The organism is Streptomyces sp. DG2A-72 (assembly GCF_030499575.1).
Lineage (GTDB): Bacteria > Actinomycetota > Actinomycetes > Streptomycetales > Streptomycetaceae > Streptomyces.
The window spans coordinates 6,996,154-7,011,978 of record NZ_JASTLC010000001.1 but is presented as its reverse complement, the minus strand read 5'-3'; the positions used below and the strand labels follow the sequence as shown (position 1 = coordinate 7,011,978).

The following is a 15,825-nucleotide window of genomic DNA, read 5'->3' as shown; positions in this document are numbered from 1 at the left end:
CAAGCTCGTGTGGGCCGGGGCTGGAGTCAGCCGCGGTTGGTGCGCGAGCTGCGTCATGTTGCGCTCCGCCGTGGACACCAGCTTCCCTCTGACGCCAGCGTGAAGCGCCGCATCGCCAGTTGGGAGAACGGGCACAGCACGCCGGACGACTTCTACGGTCCGATGCTGTGTGAGGCGTACGACCTCAGTGCCGGTGAGTTGGGACTGAACCACGAAGGCGAGCGGGACACCGGCCTTCTGGACGCCAGTTATCCGGCGAGCCCCGAAGGAGCGATCGATACGGTCGGCCAGCTGTGGCGCGCGGATCTCAACAGGTACGAGCCCCTGTTGCAGACCGAGCCGTCCGAACCAGCGTGGAACGAAGCCTCGCTCCGGTGGCTGGTCGCGCCTGAGCCGGCCGTTCCTCCGCAACGTCGGGACGGAATGCGCGTCGGCTTTGGAGACGTGGCAGCAATCAAGACCACCGCGGACATGTTCGCCGAGCTGGACGACCGTTTCGGTGGCGACCATGCCCGGCACGCAGCAGTCCAGTACCTCAGTACCGAAGTGACACCGCTGCTGCGAGGGCAGTACACAGAGCAAGTCGGACGGGCCCTGTTCTCCACCGTGGCAGAGGCAACCCTCCTGGCCGGTTGGATGTCGTACGACGCCTGCCGTCACGGCTTGGCACAGCGGTACTTCCTTCAGGCTCTCCGATTGGCCCAGGACGCGAACGACCGTCGGCTCGCTGGAAGCATCCTGTCCGCTATGAGTCATCAGGCGACGTTCCTCGGTCGTTACACCCAGGCCGCCACGTTCTCCCGCGCGGCGCTCATGGGCATCTCTCCCGTAGCCACGCCGACGCTTCGCGCCCAGTTCCATGCCATGGAGGCCCGCGCGCTTGCTCGGACAGGCGACGTACGGGCCTGTGAAGCCGCCTTGGGCGCAGCCACGAATGCACTGGCAAGCAGGAACAACGACGACGAGCCCGAGTGGATCAGTTACTTCGACGAAGCTGAACTTGCCGCTGAGGCCGCTCACTGCTTCCGAGACGTAAACAGCGCCCGGAAGGCAGTACTCCACGCCGAGAACGCCATGAGCGGCGGCCACGTGCGGAGCGACTTCTTCGCGACCATGGTTCTGGCCGACGCCCACCTTCGTGCCGGAGACGTCGAAGAGGCCTGCCGCGTGGCGCTCGATGCCCTCGACTTGGGCGAGCAGCTCAAGTCGGCCCGCTGTGTCAGCTACCTTGCCGAGTTCCGGCAGAACCTTGCGGGGGTCGGCACCAGCAAGGACGTACAGCTCTTCACCGATCAGGTCCAAGAGCACAGGCTGTGGATCGCGTCGGACGACCGTGTTGGTGCTTGAGAGCTCCCCTCAGCGCGTGCTCAAAACGGACCCCATTCGTCTCGGCCCTCCCCCGTGCGAAGTGACCGGACCCGCCGGGCAAACTCGGCGGCAGCCCGGTCGTTCCTCGTGACCTGGTGACCGAGCCAGACAACCATCATCAGCTCACGCAGGTCCGCAAGAGTCTCGTACCCGGGCCAGTTCATCAGGTCAAAGCCGTACCGGTGCACGAACTCCGCGTACTCGGCCTGCGTGTGCCAGCCGTACCGTTCGTAGAACATCGACGTCTGGACCAGGTCCCACTCACGCGGCGCGAGAGTGAAACCGTCCAAGTCGATGAGCACCGCGTGCCCGTCCCGGTGGCGAAGGATGTTCCCGATGCTGGCATCCCCGTGGATCATGCCGAAGGGGAGGACAAAGTCCAGCCGGTCGTAGTCTTTGCCGAGGCTCGCCGCTCGCTCTTCCAGGAACTTCTGGTCCTCCCCAGAGATGCCGTCCAGCCCCTCCAAGGAAGCCGCCACCTTGGCCAGCGGGTCAAAGTACGGCAGCTTCAGAGACTCAGGTTCTTCGAGCCAGTGCAAGCGACGTAGAAGATCGGCGAGTTCGGCGACCGTCCCGTACTCCTCGTGCTCCTGAACGCTCTCCCAGAAGGTGACCACCCGGCCGCCGACGACGAGCGGTTGAGCGACCGACGCCGGCACACGCATGGACGGGAAGTCCTGCCTCTCAAGCCACCGGGTCACGTTCACAGCCCGTTGCATCTCCACCAGGGCCGACCGATCACGCGCGATGCGGACGATCACCGGTAACGACATCAGGCGGTAGACGGCGTTCGAGCCGAGCCGCAGCAACTCGGCGCCATGGGAGTCAAGTTGGACCGTCGCGCAGGCTTCCCGAAGGAGCGGCTCCAAGCCCTCCGCCGTGAACTCCGCGCCGCCGTCCGGTTCCCCGCTGCTGCCCGAGATCATGCTTCGACCATACGGGCCGGACCGATCGCCCGACAGGCTGCCCACGTAAGAGGCGCGTAATGATCTTGATAGCCGAAGATCATGCCCGCTCCTCCCCCGCAGGTCAGCACCCCAAAACCGCAACGGTCTCCCCTGGCCTCCGGAGCCGTGTGCGCAGGTTCGAATCCTGCCGGGGGCACTCGCCAGTCAGCCAGCAAGAACCAACCTCTGACCTGGGCGAATGCCGACATGAGAGAGCGGGAGTCAGTCTCACTGACTCCCGCTCTTTCTCGTTGCGTCTCACTGTTCGCGCACCATCTGCGATACACGCGACACACCTCCGACTCACTCACGCACTCCTCACGCCCTGGGGCACCCCTGACGACGTCGGGGGCCGTGCGGAAGGATGTGGACATGCTCAAACCGAAGAGCTTCACAGCGTGGTTGAAGACCCAAGCTGATCGTGACAGCGGCATTGGTGACCTTTCCCGCGATGTCGCCAATGATCCCGACTGGCCGTCACGGAAGGGCGGTCAGGCCAGCGCGCCTATCTCGAAGAGTGCGGCGCCATCCCAGCCGCCATCGAGATGTTCGAAGACGCCTGGGTTCGATACAAGGCGTACCGGGCGGCGCAAGGCGAGGCCTGAGCCAGTAGCGCGGGTCAACAGGCGGCGGCCGACGACGGGCCGATTATCGCGCAGCAGCCTCAGTGAGCACTCGTATCGCGCATCGGTGTCGGCATAATCGCGCATCATGGATCAGGGGGCAGCTGCCATATGGGCGGCAGGTATCGGTGTCGGCGGGGTTGTAGTCACCGCAGGCATGGGGTGGTACGCCGCTCGCAAGGCCGCGGCAGCGCAAATCGAAGCAGCTCACAGGGCAGCGGCGGCACAGGTCGACGCGGTCCTAGCTGGCGTGCAAGCACAGTTCTCGGCGCAACGCCAAGAGGCGATGTGGCAGGTTCGCAGGGAGGCGTACATCGCGTTCCTCGGACAAGTCGAAGCCGTGCGGGTGGCGGTCGTAGACCTTGCCCATTTCTGTAGTGAGGCAATCGACACCATGGCTAGAGCAGGCAGCACGGGTCCAGACCTGGATACGCCGAGGGATCAGCTCGCGCAGATCTACAAGGATCTATGGCTGCGAGACGCATCCCTACGTCTGTCCGTAAGTCTTGAAGAAGCCGAACGAGCCGAGCAGCTGAGGCTGTTGGTTTCGGAAGCCGTGGAGGACGTCAACGTGCTGGTTGACATGATTTACGCTGGCAGCCAGTTCAGGACCGCTCGGAGGCGTTCCCAAACCTCCGTCGATGAGCTGCACCACGGCATCGTGGAATGGACCAGGACTGCCAGGGAGCACCTGGGGTCAGCAAGTCAGGAGCCCTGACGTGCGGAAACCACCACATCTAAGGGCGGTCCGATTCTCCCGGACCGCCCTCGCAGCACGATGAACACTGACCGCTATGCAGCGTCTCCGTCCTCCTCCAACGCCTTTGTGATCTTCGCGTTGGCGGCTTCCTCGTGACCGTCGATGCAGCCGTGATAGCGCCGGTGGATCACCTCGGGAGAGTTGCCGACCCGCCGGGCCACCTCAGCGATCGGAACCCCGGCGTTCAGCCACCGCGTGATACATGCGTGCCGCAGGTCATACGGGCGCCCGGCCAGCGGCGAGTCGACCCGCTCGGGTGGCAGCGCGTATTCCCGTGCTTCCTCCCACACCCGCCAGTAGGTAGAGGAGCCGACCACTCCCCCGCGCTCGTTGCCGAACACACGCCCTTCCTTGGCCGTGCCGAACGCGTCCAGGTGCGCCCGCAGGATGGCCACCAGAACGGGCGGGATGGGTACCGGTCGGTCGCTCTTGGCCTCCCGCGCCTTCAGTCCGCGCCGGTCGTGACGTTCGCCGGAATCGGTCCACTGCTTCCCTGAGACGGGACGCGTCTCTCGGAGCGTCAGCGTGCCCCATCCTGCCTCAGGGAGATGGCAGTCGGACCGCCTCAGTCCGACTGCCTCAGCCGGACGCAAGCCCGCGTAGTACAGGACCGCGTAGAAGGCCACCAGACGCCTCCCACGGCACCGATCCCACGATCCGTAGGACACTGCCGCGAGCAACTGACGGGCCTGTAGGGCGTTCACGAGGACTCGCCGGTCAACCACATCATTGGAGCCGACATGCTTCCGGCGGGCGCGCTGAAGCGGGTTCCCCGAGAGGTCCTCCGCGACCACCGCGTGTTCGAGAGCGGTGTTCAGGGCCCGGCGGCGACGCCTGTACGTGTCGCCCGCCGCCGGGGTGCCGTCCAGCTTGTACGCGAGGCGATAGAGCACGTCCTCGAACACCGCAGCGTCTGCCACGTCGCGCACCGGACGATCCGTCGTCGTGAGCCACTCATACGCGGCTTTGAGGTCGGCCGGCGGATCCTCCCCTGCATTCGGGGGCACGATCCCCCATCGGAAGGCCAACCGCAATTGCTCATCCGAGGGAGCGCCGTCCCCGCGCTTGACCATGGCGAGCGTCACGGCTGCAAGACCGTCCGCCATGCCCTCTCGGGTCTTGGCTGCACTCGTACGCCACCGCCCGGCGACGTATTTCCGGCAGAACTCGAAGCAGATCTGCGGTGAGCTGGGGATCTTCTTGGAGCCGGCCCGTTCGGAGGCGATGCGCGCGAAGCTGAACCGGCTGGCCGAGCGGGGCTGGCTGCGCAAACTCGCGGACGGGAAGTTCACCACCACACTGTGAACGTGGGCGAGCGCGAGACCTGCGCCTTGGCCGTAACGTCCATGCCCCTGGCGGTAGTTGATGTCGCATGCGAAACAAGAGCAGCTCCGCCGGGGGCACTGAGACGTTTCTCTACCAGTCGAGCCTCACCCTGTCCACGGCCACCTTGGCCTTCCTCGGCGACCTGCTGCGCGGACACTTGAAGAAGATCCACTCCAGGTGGCGCAAGCTGCCGCCCGGACGGATCGCCACGATCGTCCTCGCCGTCCTGCGCCATGACCAGCGGCCTGCCGACATGGCTGGCGGCAACAACATCTCCGCGACAACGGTGCGCCGCTGGGTGATGGAAGTGATCGAACTGCTCGCCGCGCGGGCCGAGCGCCTGGACCGCGCGTTGACGAAGGTCACCCGAAAGGGTGGACACGTCGTCCTGATCGACGGCACCCTGATCCGCACCCGGCGCCGCACCGGAGCGGACAACCGCCGCAACTACAGCGGGAATCACAAGGCCCACGGCCTGCTGTTCCTCGCGCTCACCGATGATCGGGGCCAGCTCCTGTGGCTGTCCGCGGCCCGCCCTGGACGCTCCTCGGAGATCACCACCGCCCGCTACAACAAGCTCGTCGAGCGCCTGCGCGCCCATGAGTTGGGCGCCATCGGCGACCTCGGCTTCACCGGCCTGGACGACGACCCGGACATCCCGGTGGTCATCACCGGTTACAAGGCCACCCGCTCCTCTGGAACCTCACGTCCCAGTCTCCAGGTGTCCACTCACAAGGGGAAGCTTCAGGCCCCACCATGCCCCCGACACACCGTCAGACACCCACACACCCAACAACGTGACAGTGCCAGTCGACGTCGCGTCCGCGACCACTGGGGCATCGAAAACAAGATCCACCACGTCAGGGACACCCACGTACGCCGAGGACGCCTCCCGCTTACGCCGCATCGGCACCGCTCCACGTGCCATGGCATCCCTACGCAACCTGGCCATCGGCGCTCTCCGACTCTCCAGCCAGACGAACATCGCCGCTGGACTCCGCCACCACACCCGCGACGCAAACTGTCCGCTGATCACCCTCGGCATCATGTGATCAACCAGGACACGTCACCTGAACGACGGTGCCCTGGGACGGCTTCGGTGATCCTCCTGGCCGGAAAGAACATTGCTTCCAATTCGAGGGCACTATGCTGTTCGGGACCCAATTGATGATGCGTGAGGTGTTCCTTGAGCAGGTTGCTCGATGCATGCGAAACCATAATTAGTCCGGGTTATCGCCTGTTGGGTTTGTTCGATACGAGTGTCGACACGTATCAACCGCATACAGATCCAGCGAATTGGCTGCTTTTTGCTCCCGGCATGGTGTATCTGCAGGTGCCGTCTCAGGTGATAGAGACTTCCATACGACTGGAGAGCTGGTCCAACGCCCCTCCGGAAGATACCGGGGAATGGTCTGGAAAGGAGGAGGTCGAAGTAGAGATTCCCGTTGGGGAACTTGCGCTTGAGATCATCGCCGGCGGGTTCAAGCCGATTCCGCTCATCCTGCCGTCTCCCGGCCTGTACAGAATGCGATGGAAGTGGGTATTCAACCCCGAACGCGGCCCCTTCATCTCCCCGTTGGCAGGACGCCAGGATACCCTGCCGACGCTGCCGGGCCGCGAAGAGGAGTTGAACGGCAAAGATCAGTATTGTCTCGTTCAGATCTGGCGGGTGGCCGCCGGTAACAAGAGCGGGTGCAGTGCAGGAGAACCGGGCTGAATGCGTGCGGGGCCGGCTTGCCGAGCCGGCCCCGCAACAGATCATTTCTGAGCGGGACAGCCCCGATCAGTCGCCGATGGTGATGATGAACGGATCATGGCTGAGGATCCGGTCATTGTCGTACCAGGCAGCGAGGCGGCGCCCTGCTTCCTGGTTCTCGACGCGGTCGACGTAACGGACGGAGAAGTCGTTGAGATACGCATCTCCTTCGCACCTGTGGCGCGCGGCCCCTTCGTAACTCGAGGCAAACGGGAATTCGTCGCAGTCGTGTGGCGGATTTCCCTCAGCGGGACGCCCCGGTACGGCGCTGTCGGTGCAGGTGGAGGATACGACCGAGCGGTTGGCGTTGTAGCGTTCCAGCTCGGTCGCGCCGTAGCCGGGCACGAGGCGGTGCATCGGGTCCAGCGCTTCCCCGCCGGGAAGGTTCTTGACGCTGTTCGCGGGGAAGGTGCTGCTCGGGTCATCGAGGGCGTCCCCGATGTGGTCCGCGACCTCGGCCACTCCGAGGTACGGCTCTACCGGCGCGGTGGGATCGCTTGTGTCGCTCCTGTCATAGCGAAGGGCCGGTGTGGCGTCGGGGAACACGGACCCACTTGGGCGCGCTGGTTGTAGGCGGCGCTGTCGAAGCGCACCTCCCCCTGCTCGCCCTCGGAGGGTATGACCTGGGAGTACCCGGGGATCGTGAACTTGAGGACCGGGGTGAACAGGCCCGTGGCGATCTGATCGCCATTGGCGACATCGGGCAGCCTGGGCGCCAGCGACCACAGGTCGAACTTCGTGTCGCCGTTGTACTTCCACTGGCTGGGTGAATCACTGCGGCCGGTATAGACGCCAGGCTGGCAGGCGTCCTCTGCCGTGGGGCTGCCCGGAACTCCGATGTCCCAGTCTCCCTCGCACTCCAGTTTCGCTTCCAACTTGGCGCCGGCCTTGTTGAAATCGCCGCTGGAGAGGAAAACATCCACATTGAAGTCGAATTCGGCGAACCGGGTCAGCGTGCTGTCGCCCAGACCACCTATCTGGCCCCGGCCGATAAGGGTGTTGGTCGAGATGAAGGTGCCCTGCAGATAGCAGCCGGGGGCCACAGGCCGCACCTGATCGCCGGCATGACCGTCAAGGTCTCCTGGCAGTACGAGAACCGGTTCTTGATCCACCCGGCTGCGTTGTCCGAGTCGTCAGCGTTGTGGCATTCGTCGACGTCGGCGATGTATTCGTACGGATCCTGGCCGTTGTTCTCGGGCTTCTGAGGCTTTCGGTTCGAAGTGACGTGATCTCGGTGGTGGGTGTATCCCGGTGTCATGCGGTATCCCGATGAGGGTGGCCTGACAGCGAAGCAGCGGGCGCGGCGGGAGCAAGTGCGGTTCGAGGCTGCCGAGTTATTCATGCAAGGGGTGACGCCGCCGCAGGTCGCACGCCGGTTACGGGTCTCACGCAAGTCTGCCTATGCCTGGCATGCCCACTAACCCCTTGTAGGGCCGGGGGTTGGCGCGGTGGCTGATGCTCCGTTTCCAGTCCCGGCTCTACTGGAGTTCGTCACGGGACAACGAGGTGGCACGTTGGTGGGCGAGCTGTCGCCATTCGCGGGGCGTGGCGCCGTAGGTCTGGCGAAAGCGGCGGGAGAAGAAGGCGGGATTGGTGAAGCCCCAGGAGCGGGCGACGGCCTCGATCGTGCGGTGGGCGTGTTCGGGCGCGATCAGGTCGCGGCGGGTGCCTTCCAGACGTCGACGAATGATCCACTTTTCCAGGCTGAGGCCGCCTTCCTCACACAGCCGGTAGAGGGTCCGTACGGAGATGCTGTGGGCCCAGGCGATGCGCTGGGGGGTGAGGCCGGGGTCGGTCAGATGCGCGCGGATGTAGGCGAGGACACGGGTGAGGAGGGTGTCTTCCGCGACTGACCGGCGGGTGTGGTCGTCGGCGGCCACCGACACGATGAGGGCACGGGTGAGTTCCAAAGTGGCGGAGGCGAGCGCTTCGGCGCCGGCGTCCGCGCTCAGCCGGTCGGCGTCACGGTGCAGGCTGCGGATGTGGTGCAGCAGCAAGGGACCGATCCTGCTCTGGTGCAGGAGGGGAACCGCGGCGCGAACCAGGTGCTCAGGTAGGCCGAGACGGTCGGCGTCGACCATGAACGCCACGGACACTCCTGTCCCCGACCATCCGTACTCGTAGCCCGCGGTCTTGTGCGCGAGGGCCAGGTCGTCGGACCCTACGTGCTGCTGGTGGCCGTTCCAGGTGAAGGCACCCGTTCCCCGGCTCTGGGTGATGATTGAGACGGAGTTCATCGAGTCGAACCGGGCGTGCTGCCGCGTGCGCCAGATACGCATGCCCGTGCCGTGCGTGGCAAACAAGGTCAGAGGGCCGAAACGCCAGACCTCCAGCCTTTTCCAGACACCGGCCTCGGGATGTTCCTGCTCGATCGAGCAGCTGCCGCTCTCCCCAGCAGCCACCGCGTGAAACGCCTCGATCCGGTCGGCGGCCGGAATGTCCTTCGTGTCCAAGACCAACACAGTCCCCCCAGGGCCGGCGCGACGGTACCCCTCCGCCGCGAAACCAGTCCCCGGATTCTCCACCGAACCTTCACCTGATCGGTAGAGGTGTCTTTGACGCCCCGGCCCGAAACGGCTACCACCGCCCTCCGCGGCCCCCGGGGCGCTGTGGCGGGCAGGGAACAGTTTCCGGCGCGCACGGTAAAGGCCCTCGCCCGATGCGCTGCCACCATCACCGTCATCCGAGTCGCACATCGCCTGATGACGGGAGCGCTCCCATGCGGAATACCATCACCACGAGCGACGGCACCGAGATCTTCCACAAGGACTGGGGCAGCGGACGGCCCGTGGTGTTCAGCCACGGCTGGCCGCTGAACGCCGACGCCTGGGACGACCAGCTGCACCTGGTCGCCTCGCACGGCTACCGCGCGATCGCGCACGACCGGCGCGGTCACGGCCGCTCCGGCCAGCCGTGGAACGGCAACGACATGGACACCTACGCCGACGACCTCGCCCAGCTGATCGAGACCCTCGACCTGCACGACGCCGTACTGGTCGGGCACTCGACGGGCGGCGGCGAGGTGACCCGCTACATCGGCCGGCACGGCACCGGGCGCACCGCCAAGGCCGTACTGCTGGGCGCCGTACCGCCTTTGATGCTGAGGACCGACGGCAATCCCGACGGTCTGCCGATCGAGGCGTTCGACGCCATCCGCGCGGGTGTTGCAGCCGACCGTTCACAGTTCTACAAGGAACTCAGCCTGCCCTTCTACGGCTTCAACCGGCCCGGTGCGCAGGTCTCGCAGGGTGTGTCGGACGCGTTTTGGCTGCAGAGCATGCAGGTCGGGCTCAAGGGCGCGCTGGACTGCATCCGCGCGTTCTCCGAGACCGACTTCACCGAGGACCTGGGGCGCTTCGACATCCCCACCTTCATCGCCCACGGCGACGACGACCAGATCGTCCCGATCGTCGCGGCCGGCCCGGAGTCGGCCAAGCTCGTCAAAGACGCGACGCTGAAGGTCTATCCGGGTGCCCCGCACGGTCTCGTGGGCGCGTTCAAGGACGAGTTCAACGCCGACCTGCTGGCGTTCCTCGCCTCCTGAACCCCACCGGCCCGCGTCCTCACCCGTCGCGGCCGCACCGCTCGCCGGCACCTCCGCACCGTCCAACCCTCCTGACCGAAAGGGTTCGTCATGCGTGTTCCCGTTCCGCGCCGTCTGCTGGTGGCACTGGCCGCCGCCGTTCTCCTCGTCGTCGGCGCGGTCTCCGCCCAGGCGACTTCTCACAGTCCCGGGCAGGTCGAGAAGGGGCCGAAGCCGACCGTGGTGCTCGTGCACGGCGCGTTCGCCGACGCCTCCGGCTTCAACGACACCATCGCGCTGCTGCAGAAGGCCGGCTTCCCGGTCATCGCGCCGGCCAACCCGCTGCGGGACACGGCGGGCGATGCCGCCTACATCTCCAGCGTGGTGGACACCATCCCCGGCCCGGTCATCCTGGCGGCCCACTCCTACGGCGGCATCGTCATCACCAACGCCGCCCGTGGCCACGCCAACGTCAAGGCCCTGGTGTACATGGGGGCGTTCGCGCCCGACGAGGGCGAGAGCGCGCTCCAACTGGCGGGCCAGTTCCCCGGCAGTGAACTGGCCACCGCCCTGATCCCCCGCGACTACCCGGTGCCCGGCAGCGCCCCGGGCACCGACGGCTACATCGACGCCGCGAAGTTCCGGGCCGTGTTCGCCGCCGATCTGCCCGCCTCCCGGACTCGTCTCATGGCAGCCACCCAGCGCCCCGGCAGCGTCCAGGGCCTCGGCGGCCCCAGCGGTGCGCCCGCTTGGAAGACCGTCCCGTCCTGGTACCTGATCCCGACCGAGGACAAAGTCATCCCGCCCGCCGCCCAGCGGTTCATGGCCAAGCGCGCAGGCAGCAAGGTGACCGAGATCCGGTCGTCGCACGTGGTCATGATCTCCCACCCGGAAGCCGCCGCCAAGACCATCAAGGCGGCCTACGCCGCCACCCGTTGAAGGAGCGAACGCTCATGAAACCGGACACCATCGTCCTCATCCACGGCTTCTGGGTGACACCCCGCAGCTGGGAGCACTGGATCACCCACTACCAGTCCCAGGGATTCCGGGTCCTGGCCCCGGCCTACCCCGGCTTCGAGGTGGAGGTCGAGGCGCTCAACGCCGACCCCACCCCGATCGAAGAACTCACGGTCCCCGCGGTCATCGCATCGCTGGAGAAGCTGATCGACGGCCTCGACACCCGGCCGATCATCATGGGCCACTCCGCCGGCGGAGTGTTCACCCAGATCCTGCTCGACCACGGATACGGCAGCGCCGGAGTAGCCATCAACTCCGCTCCCACCGAGGGCGTGGCAACGGTCCCGCTGTCGCAGCTGAAGGCGGCCTTCCCGGTGCTGAAGAACCCCGCCAACCGGCACAAGGCCGTCGGCTTCACCTACGACCAGTGGCGCTACGCCTTCACCAACACCTTCCCCGAGGACGAGGCCCGCGCCTTGTACGAGCGCTACCACATCCCGGCCTCCGGCCATGTGTTCTGGGGCAGCGCGCTGGCCAACATCCACCCCGGCCATGCCGATTCGTACGTGAACTACCGCAACGACGACCGCGCGCCGCTGTTGTTCGTCGCGGGCGAGAACGACCACCTGATGCCGCCGAAGATCCAGCGGTCCAACGCCAAGCACTACAAGTCGCACACCGTCACCGAGATCGTCGAGTATCCCGGACGATCCCACCTGATGCCCGCCCAGCAGGGCTGGGAAGAGATCGCCGACCACGCCCTGGCCTGGGCCCTCGACCACACCTGACAGACACCTGCTCACCACCTCGGTGCCCGGAATGCCGGGCACCGAGGGACAGGAAGAGCCCATGACGGAAGTCCGGTTCACGCACATCGGCGGCCCCACGGTCCTCATCGAGTTCGCCGGCTGGCGGCTGCTGACCAACCCGACCTTCGATCCACCCGGCCGCGCCTACGCCTTCGGCTGGGGCACGTCCTCCCGCAAACTCACCGGCCCCGCCCTGCCGCCCGAGGACATCGGCCCGGTCGACGCGGTGCTGCTCACCCACGACCACCACGGCGACAACCTCGACGACGCCGGCCGCGCCCTGCTCGCCGACATCGCCACCGTGGTCACCACGCGTACGGGAGCACGCCGACTGGGCGGCACGACCGTACGGGGCCTGAAGGCCGGACAGAGCAGCCGGTTGGAGGCGCCGGACCGGCCGCCCATCGACATCACCGCCACCCCCTGCCGACACGGCCCGCCGCTCAGCCGCCCCATCACCGGCGAGGTCGTCGGGTTCGCCCTCACCTGGCCCGGACAACACCACGGACCACTGTGGATCACCGGCGACACCGTCCTGTACCGCGCCCTCCGCAAGACCGCCGCCGTCCTGCGCCCGGGCACCGTCCTGCTCCACCTGGGCGGCGTCCAGTTCCCCATCACCGGTCCCGCTCGCTACACCATGACGGCCGCCGACGCCCTCGACCTGTGCGAAACCATCCACCCCAGGACGGTGTGCCCCGTCCACTACGAAGGCTGGCAGCACTTCCGCGAAGGCCGCGAAACTCTCGCCGCGGAACTGGAGACCGTCCCCTCCGAGCGCAGCAAGGCATTCACCTGGCTGCCCTGCGGCACCGCACACCCGATCACCGTCTGACCACCCTCCCCTGGCACGCACGCCGGCGTGGGTGGGTGTAGTCCGGTGTCATGAGGTATCCCGATGGGGGTGGCCTGACCGCGGTGGAGCGGGCCCGGCGGGAGCGGGTGCGGTTCCAGGCCGCCGAGATGTTCGCGGCGGGGATGCGGCCGCCGCAGGTCGCGAGGGCGTTACGGGTGTCGCGGAAGTCGGCTTATGCCTGGCACGCCGCCTGGCGTCAGGGCGGTAGGGACGCCCTGCGCTCCAAGGGGCCCTCGGGGGTAGCGTCACGGATGCAGCCGGGGTGGCGGGCCTGGCTGGCGCGTGCCCTGGAGCAGGGCCCGGCCGCGCACGGCTGGACGGAAGACCAGCGGTGGACGCTCGCCCGGGTCTCGGTGCTCATCGCCCGCCGCTTCCACGTGCGCTTCAGCCAGCCACAACTGTCGAGAATCCTGCGGCAGATGGGCTTTCCCGTCCAGGTCCCGGTGCACCGGGCCGTCGAACGGGACGAGGAGCAGGTGCAGCAGTGGCGGGAGGAGACCTGGGCGCGCGTGGAAAGAAGGTGAGGGAACAGGACGCGTGGCTGGTGTTCGAGGACGAGTCGGGTCAGGCACTCCGCCCGCCCAAGGCCCGCACCTGGTCCCGTATCGGAGTGCCGCCGCAGGTCAAAGTGTCGGGGAAGGGATCGGGGCGGGTCTCGGTCGCCGGGATGGTCTGCGCGAAGCCAGGTCAGCGGACCCGTCTGATCTACCGGATGCTGGTGCACCACCCCGGCCGACGCGGCGAGAAGAACGGCTTCAGGGAGCAGGACTTCGCTGAGCTGTTGGACGCCACCCACCAGCAGCTCGGCGGAAGGATCGTGCTGGTCTGGGACAACTCCACCCAGCACAAGGACGCGCTGATGCGCGAGTTACTGGCCGCCCGCAGACGGTGGCTGACCGTCTTCCGCCTGCCGGCCTACGCCCCGGACCTCAACCCGGCCGAAGGCGTGTGGGCGAACCTGAAGAACTACCTGGGCAACCTTGCGGCCTGCACCGTCGACACCCTCGCCGACCTCACCCGCACCCGGCTGAAGAAGATGCAGTACCGGCCCGAGCTCCTCGACGGCTTCATCGCCGAGACCGGCCTTACCTGGGCACCGCCATGACGTCGCCCCGAAGCGAAAACCTCAGTTGAGGGTGTCTGAGAAGTCCCGTTCAGGGCAGGGTTTTTGGCGCCCGGTGCAGCAGGAGCATGACCGTGGCCAGGTAGATCGCATTCTCCTGGCTGGCGGCCAGGTACTCGTAGTCCCTGGAGAGTCTGCGGTACCGGCCCAGCCAGGCAAAACTCCGCTCGATCACCCAACGGCGCGGAACCACCGCAAACATCGGCACCTCGCGTGGTGGCGCATCGGTCTTGGCCCAGGTGCTGCGGAAGCCGCCGTCCTTGCGCTGCACGATTTGGATGGTGATCCCGGTTTCCTCTTGGACCCAGGCCAGGAAGTCCCGGCCGCGGTAGCCCTGGTCGGCCCACAGATGCTGCAGCCGCGGGAACTTCCCGGCGCACCGGGCAAGCAGCACGGCGGCGCCGTCCCGGTCGCTGACGTTCGCCGGGCTGACGCAGACGGCCAGGACGAGGCCGAGGGTGTCAACCAGGAGGTGGCGCTTGATGCCCTGCACCTTCTTACCGCCGTCGTATCCGTGCCAGCCGCCGCGCTCGGTGGCCTTGACGCTCTGGCTGTCCACTACCCCGGCACTTGGTGTCGCCTCACGCCCCTGGCCAGTACGTTCCCGGGCCCGAAGGGCGGCCAGCATCTCCTCCCAGCGACCCTCGATCCGCCACTGCCGCCAGTAGTGATAGACGGTCTGCCAGGGCGGGAAATCGTGTGGGAGTAGTCGCCAGGCGCAGCCGGCCCGGATCCAGTAGGCGAGGGCGTCGATGATCTCCCGCCTTGGATGCTTGGCCGGGCGCCCTCCCGGCTTCGGCGGCGGCACGAGCGGCGCCAGCACCGCCCACTCCGCATGCGACAGATCCGTCGGATAGGCGAGTCGCGCCCCGGTCATCCCAGCCTCCACCAGCACAGGGACTACCAACTCGCCTGCCCTGAACGGGACTTCTCAGACACCCTCTTGCGGCCGCGGTTGAATCTCTGGCTGGGAACGGTGTACGTGCGCTCCCAGGCAGCCCTAGCCCCGACAGTCGGCTCCTGTGTCGTGCCCGACGCCGCCTTGGATGTGCCAGACGCCGCCGCGGCAGGCTGCTCAGCGGACGGGCCGGTGCGCGGTTTGATGCCGAGTGCTTCCAGATTGCCGTCCCTGTTCAGGACTTGCTCAACCTGGGCGGGGTCGGCGATCAGCGCGGGATCGTTGATCGTGTAGGTGTCGCCGGGCGAAGACTGGTGGGAACGCCGGCGGCGGTCTCCACGACGAACGTCCGCCACGGGGACCAGCCCAGGTTGTAGTGGGTACCGTCGTAGGCGTTGGTACGAAACTTGTACATCTTGCCGTCGACGAGTTGCCCGTCCGGGACCTGCACGGTCGCCCACTCGCCGGTCGTGGCGAAGTCGGAGACGAGCACGCCGTCTCCGGCCGACGTGGTGATCGGTGTGTTGGTTTCGGCGTCGTAGACCTGGAAGCTGCCGCTGACCTTGTCGCCGTTCGCGTCCGCGAACTTGTCCCTGAGCGTCGGCGTGAGGGTGTTGACACCCCACACGTCGTTGTAGGTCTTGAAGGGCGGACCAGCCTGCTGCGCCGTGCCGTCGGAGGGACGGTAGTTGTAGTTCACGGTCAGCTTCGGCTGGTTCGTGGTGGCGTTGCCGGAGTTGACGCGTTTCCAGGGGCGGGTGTCGTCTGGATCACAGCGGACGCTCAGGAGACGGGCCGCAGGGTGCATCGCAGCGAGGCGAAATGGTGCCGACACTGACAACCTCCATGGCTGCTCGGCCGGATATCGACCTTGCGGAG

At 66.8% G+C, this 15,825-nt stretch carries 19 protein-coding genes and 1 pseudogene; 12 read left to right on the top strand and 8 right to left on the bottom strand.

Going from position 1 to position 15,825, the window contains the following annotated elements:
* Positions 1-99 precede the first annotated feature (99 nt).
* On the top strand, positions 100-1,347 hold the full coding sequence (locus QQY66_RS33425) for a hypothetical protein (protein ID WP_301984032.1): 1,248 nt from the start codon (positions 100-102) through the stop codon (positions 1,345-1,347).
* A 20-nt stretch (positions 1,348-1,367) separates the two neighbouring features.
* On the opposite strand, the gene QQY66_RS33420 is transcribed toward QQY66_RS33425, so the two are convergent.
* Positions 1,368-2,294 (bottom strand): aminoglycoside phosphotransferase family protein, encoded by a 927-nt coding sequence (locus tag QQY66_RS33420; protein WP_301987575.1) that lies wholly within the window; start codon positions 2,292-2,294, stop codon positions 1,368-1,370.
* A 512-nt stretch (positions 2,295-2,806) separates the two neighbouring features.
* Entirely contained in the window at positions 2,807-3,028 is a 222-nt protein-coding gene (locus QQY66_RS33415; protein ID WP_301984031.1) for a hypothetical protein, read from the bottom strand.
* On the opposite strand from QQY66_RS33415, the gene QQY66_RS33410 reads away from it, so the two are divergent.
* Positions 3,027-3,656: a hypothetical protein gene (locus QQY66_RS33410; protein WP_301984030.1), complete on the top strand. Its 630-nt coding sequence runs from the start codon at positions 3,027-3,029 to the stop codon at positions 3,654-3,656. The two genes, QQY66_RS33415 and QQY66_RS33410, sit on opposite strands and share 2 nt — an antisense overlap.
* A gap of 74 nt (positions 3,657-3,730) precedes the next feature.
* Here the strand turns inward: QQY66_RS33410 and QQY66_RS33405 are convergent, their stop codons facing one another.
* On the bottom strand, positions 3,731-4,783 hold the full coding sequence (locus QQY66_RS33405) for a tyrosine-type recombinase/integrase (RefSeq protein ID WP_301984029.1): 1,053 nt from the start codon (positions 4,781-4,783) through the stop codon (positions 3,731-3,733).
* A 34-nt stretch (positions 4,784-4,817) separates the two neighbouring features.
* Here QQY66_RS33405 and QQY66_RS33400 point away from each other — a divergent pair, with 34 nt between their 5' ends.
* From QQY66_RS33400 to QQY66_RS33390, 3 genes and pseudogenes are all read left to right on the top strand, one after another.
* Entirely contained in the window at positions 4,818-5,003 is a 186-nt protein-coding gene (locus QQY66_RS33400; RefSeq protein ID WP_301984028.1) for a hypothetical protein, read from the top strand.
* A gap of 67 nt (positions 5,004-5,070) precedes the next feature.
* Positions 5,071-6,076, top strand: a pseudogene (locus QQY66_RS33395) (transposase).
* A gap of 134 nt (positions 6,077-6,210) precedes the next feature.
* Positions 6,211-6,741, top strand: coding sequence for a hypothetical protein (locus tag QQY66_RS33390; protein WP_301984027.1), 531 nt, complete (start codon positions 6,211-6,213; stop codon positions 6,739-6,741).
* A gap of 66 nt (positions 6,742-6,807) precedes the next feature.
* Here QQY66_RS33390 and QQY66_RS33385 read toward each other — a convergent pair whose 3' ends face one another.
* Together QQY66_RS33385 and QQY66_RS33380 are read right to left on the bottom strand one after the other, a co-directional pair.
* Positions 6,808-7,242, bottom strand: a complete 435-nt coding sequence (locus QQY66_RS33385; protein ID WP_301984026.1) for a NucA/NucB deoxyribonuclease domain-containing protein — start codon at positions 7,240-7,242, stop codon at positions 6,808-6,810.
* Between the two features lie 14 nt (positions 7,243-7,256).
* Positions 7,257-7,892 (bottom strand): hypothetical protein, encoded by a 636-nt coding sequence (locus QQY66_RS33380; RefSeq protein ID WP_301984024.1) that lies wholly within the window; start codon positions 7,890-7,892, stop codon positions 7,257-7,259.
* A 144-nt stretch (positions 7,893-8,036) separates the two neighbouring features.
* On the opposite strand from QQY66_RS33380, the gene QQY66_RS50515 reads away from it, so the two are divergent.
* Positions 8,037-8,201 (top strand): helix-turn-helix domain-containing protein, encoded by a 165-nt coding sequence (locus QQY66_RS50515; RefSeq protein ID WP_367667009.1) that lies wholly within the window; start codon positions 8,037-8,039, stop codon positions 8,199-8,201.
* A gap of 57 nt (positions 8,202-8,258) precedes the next feature.
* Here the strand turns inward: QQY66_RS50515 and QQY66_RS33375 are convergent, their stop codons facing one another.
* A complete protein-coding gene (locus tag QQY66_RS33375; RefSeq protein WP_301984023.1) occupies positions 8,259-9,242 on the bottom strand; it encodes a helix-turn-helix domain-containing protein in 984 nt (327 codons plus the stop codon).
* 257 nt (positions 9,243-9,499) lie between these two features.
* On the opposite strand from QQY66_RS33375, the gene QQY66_RS33370 reads away from it, so the two are divergent.
* From QQY66_RS33370 to QQY66_RS33345, 6 genes are all read left to right on the top strand, one after another.
* Entirely contained in the window at positions 9,500-10,324 is an 825-nt protein-coding gene (locus tag QQY66_RS33370; RefSeq protein ID WP_301984022.1) for an alpha/beta fold hydrolase, read from the top strand.
* Positions 10,325-10,414: 90 nt separating this feature from the next.
* Positions 10,415-11,242 (top strand): alpha/beta fold hydrolase, encoded by an 828-nt coding sequence (locus tag QQY66_RS33365; RefSeq protein WP_301984021.1) that lies wholly within the window; start codon positions 10,415-10,417, stop codon positions 11,240-11,242.
* A 14-nt stretch (positions 11,243-11,256) separates the two neighbouring features.
* Positions 11,257-12,048: an alpha/beta hydrolase gene (locus tag QQY66_RS33360; RefSeq protein ID WP_301984020.1), complete on the top strand. Its 792-nt coding sequence runs from the start codon at positions 11,257-11,259 to the stop codon at positions 12,046-12,048.
* Between the two features lie 61 nt (positions 12,049-12,109).
* On the top strand, positions 12,110-12,904 hold the full coding sequence (locus tag QQY66_RS33355; protein ID WP_301984019.1) for an MBL fold metallo-hydrolase: 795 nt from the start codon (positions 12,110-12,112) through the stop codon (positions 12,902-12,904).
* Positions 12,905-12,954: 50 nt separating this feature from the next.
* Positions 12,955-13,449, top strand: a complete 495-nt coding sequence (locus QQY66_RS33350) for a winged helix-turn-helix domain-containing protein (RefSeq protein WP_301984018.1) — start codon at positions 12,955-12,957, stop codon at positions 13,447-13,449.
* The gene (locus QQY66_RS33345) at positions 13,446-14,030 is read left to right on the top strand and encodes a transposase (RefSeq protein WP_301984017.1); all 585 of its coding nucleotides are present in this window, start codon (positions 13,446-13,448) and stop codon (positions 14,028-14,030) included. Before QQY66_RS33350 ends, QQY66_RS33345 begins: the two co-directional genes overlap by 4 nt.
* A 49-nt stretch (positions 14,031-14,079) precedes the next feature.
* Here QQY66_RS33345 and QQY66_RS33340 read toward each other — a convergent pair whose 3' ends face one another.
* On the bottom strand, positions 14,080-14,925 hold the full coding sequence (locus QQY66_RS33340) for an IS5 family transposase (protein WP_301984016.1): 846 nt from the start codon (positions 14,923-14,925) through the stop codon (positions 14,080-14,082).
* 289 nt (positions 14,926-15,214) lie between these two features.
* Complete coding sequence (locus tag QQY66_RS33335) at positions 15,215-15,781, bottom strand: hypothetical protein (RefSeq protein WP_367667008.1); 567 nt, start codon at positions 15,779-15,781, stop codon at positions 15,215-15,217.
* Between the last annotated feature and the right edge of the window lie 44 nt (positions 15,782-15,825).

What these genes read in the sequence shown, in the direction of transcription:
- QQY66_RS33410 (WP_301984030.1), top strand. Translation starts at nt 3,027, where the DNA reads ATGGATCAGGGGGCAGCTGCCATATGGGCGGCAGGTATCGGTGTCGGC.
- QQY66_RS33420 (WP_301987575.1), bottom strand. Translation starts at nt 2,294, where the DNA reads ATGATCTCGGGCAGCAGCGGGGAACCGGACGGCGGCGCGGAGTTCACG.
- QQY66_RS33340 (WP_301984016.1), bottom strand. Translation starts at nt 14,925, where the DNA reads ATGACCGGGGCGCGACTCGCCTATCCGACGGATCTGTCGCATGCGGAG.
- QQY66_RS33370 (WP_301984022.1), top strand. Translation starts at nt 9,500, where the DNA reads ATGCGGAATACCATCACCACGAGCGACGGCACCGAGATCTTCCACAAG.
- QQY66_RS33365 (WP_301984021.1), top strand. Translation starts at nt 10,415, where the DNA reads ATGCGTGTTCCCGTTCCGCGCCGTCTGCTGGTGGCACTGGCCGCCGCC.
- QQY66_RS33360 (WP_301984020.1), top strand. Translation starts at nt 11,257, where the DNA reads ATGAAACCGGACACCATCGTCCTCATCCACGGCTTCTGGGTGACACCC.
- QQY66_RS50515 (WP_367667009.1), top strand. Translation starts at nt 8,037, where the DNA reads ATGCGGTATCCCGATGAGGGTGGCCTGACAGCGAAGCAGCGGGCGCGG.
- QQY66_RS33415 (WP_301984031.1), bottom strand. Translation starts at nt 3,028, where the DNA reads ATGATGCGCGATTATGCCGACACCGATGCGCGATACGAGTGCTCACTG.
- QQY66_RS33350 (WP_301984018.1), top strand. Translation starts at nt 12,955, where the DNA reads ATGAGGTATCCCGATGGGGGTGGCCTGACCGCGGTGGAGCGGGCCCGG.
- QQY66_RS33355 (WP_301984019.1), top strand. Translation starts at nt 12,110, where the DNA reads ATGACGGAAGTCCGGTTCACGCACATCGGCGGCCCCACGGTCCTCATC.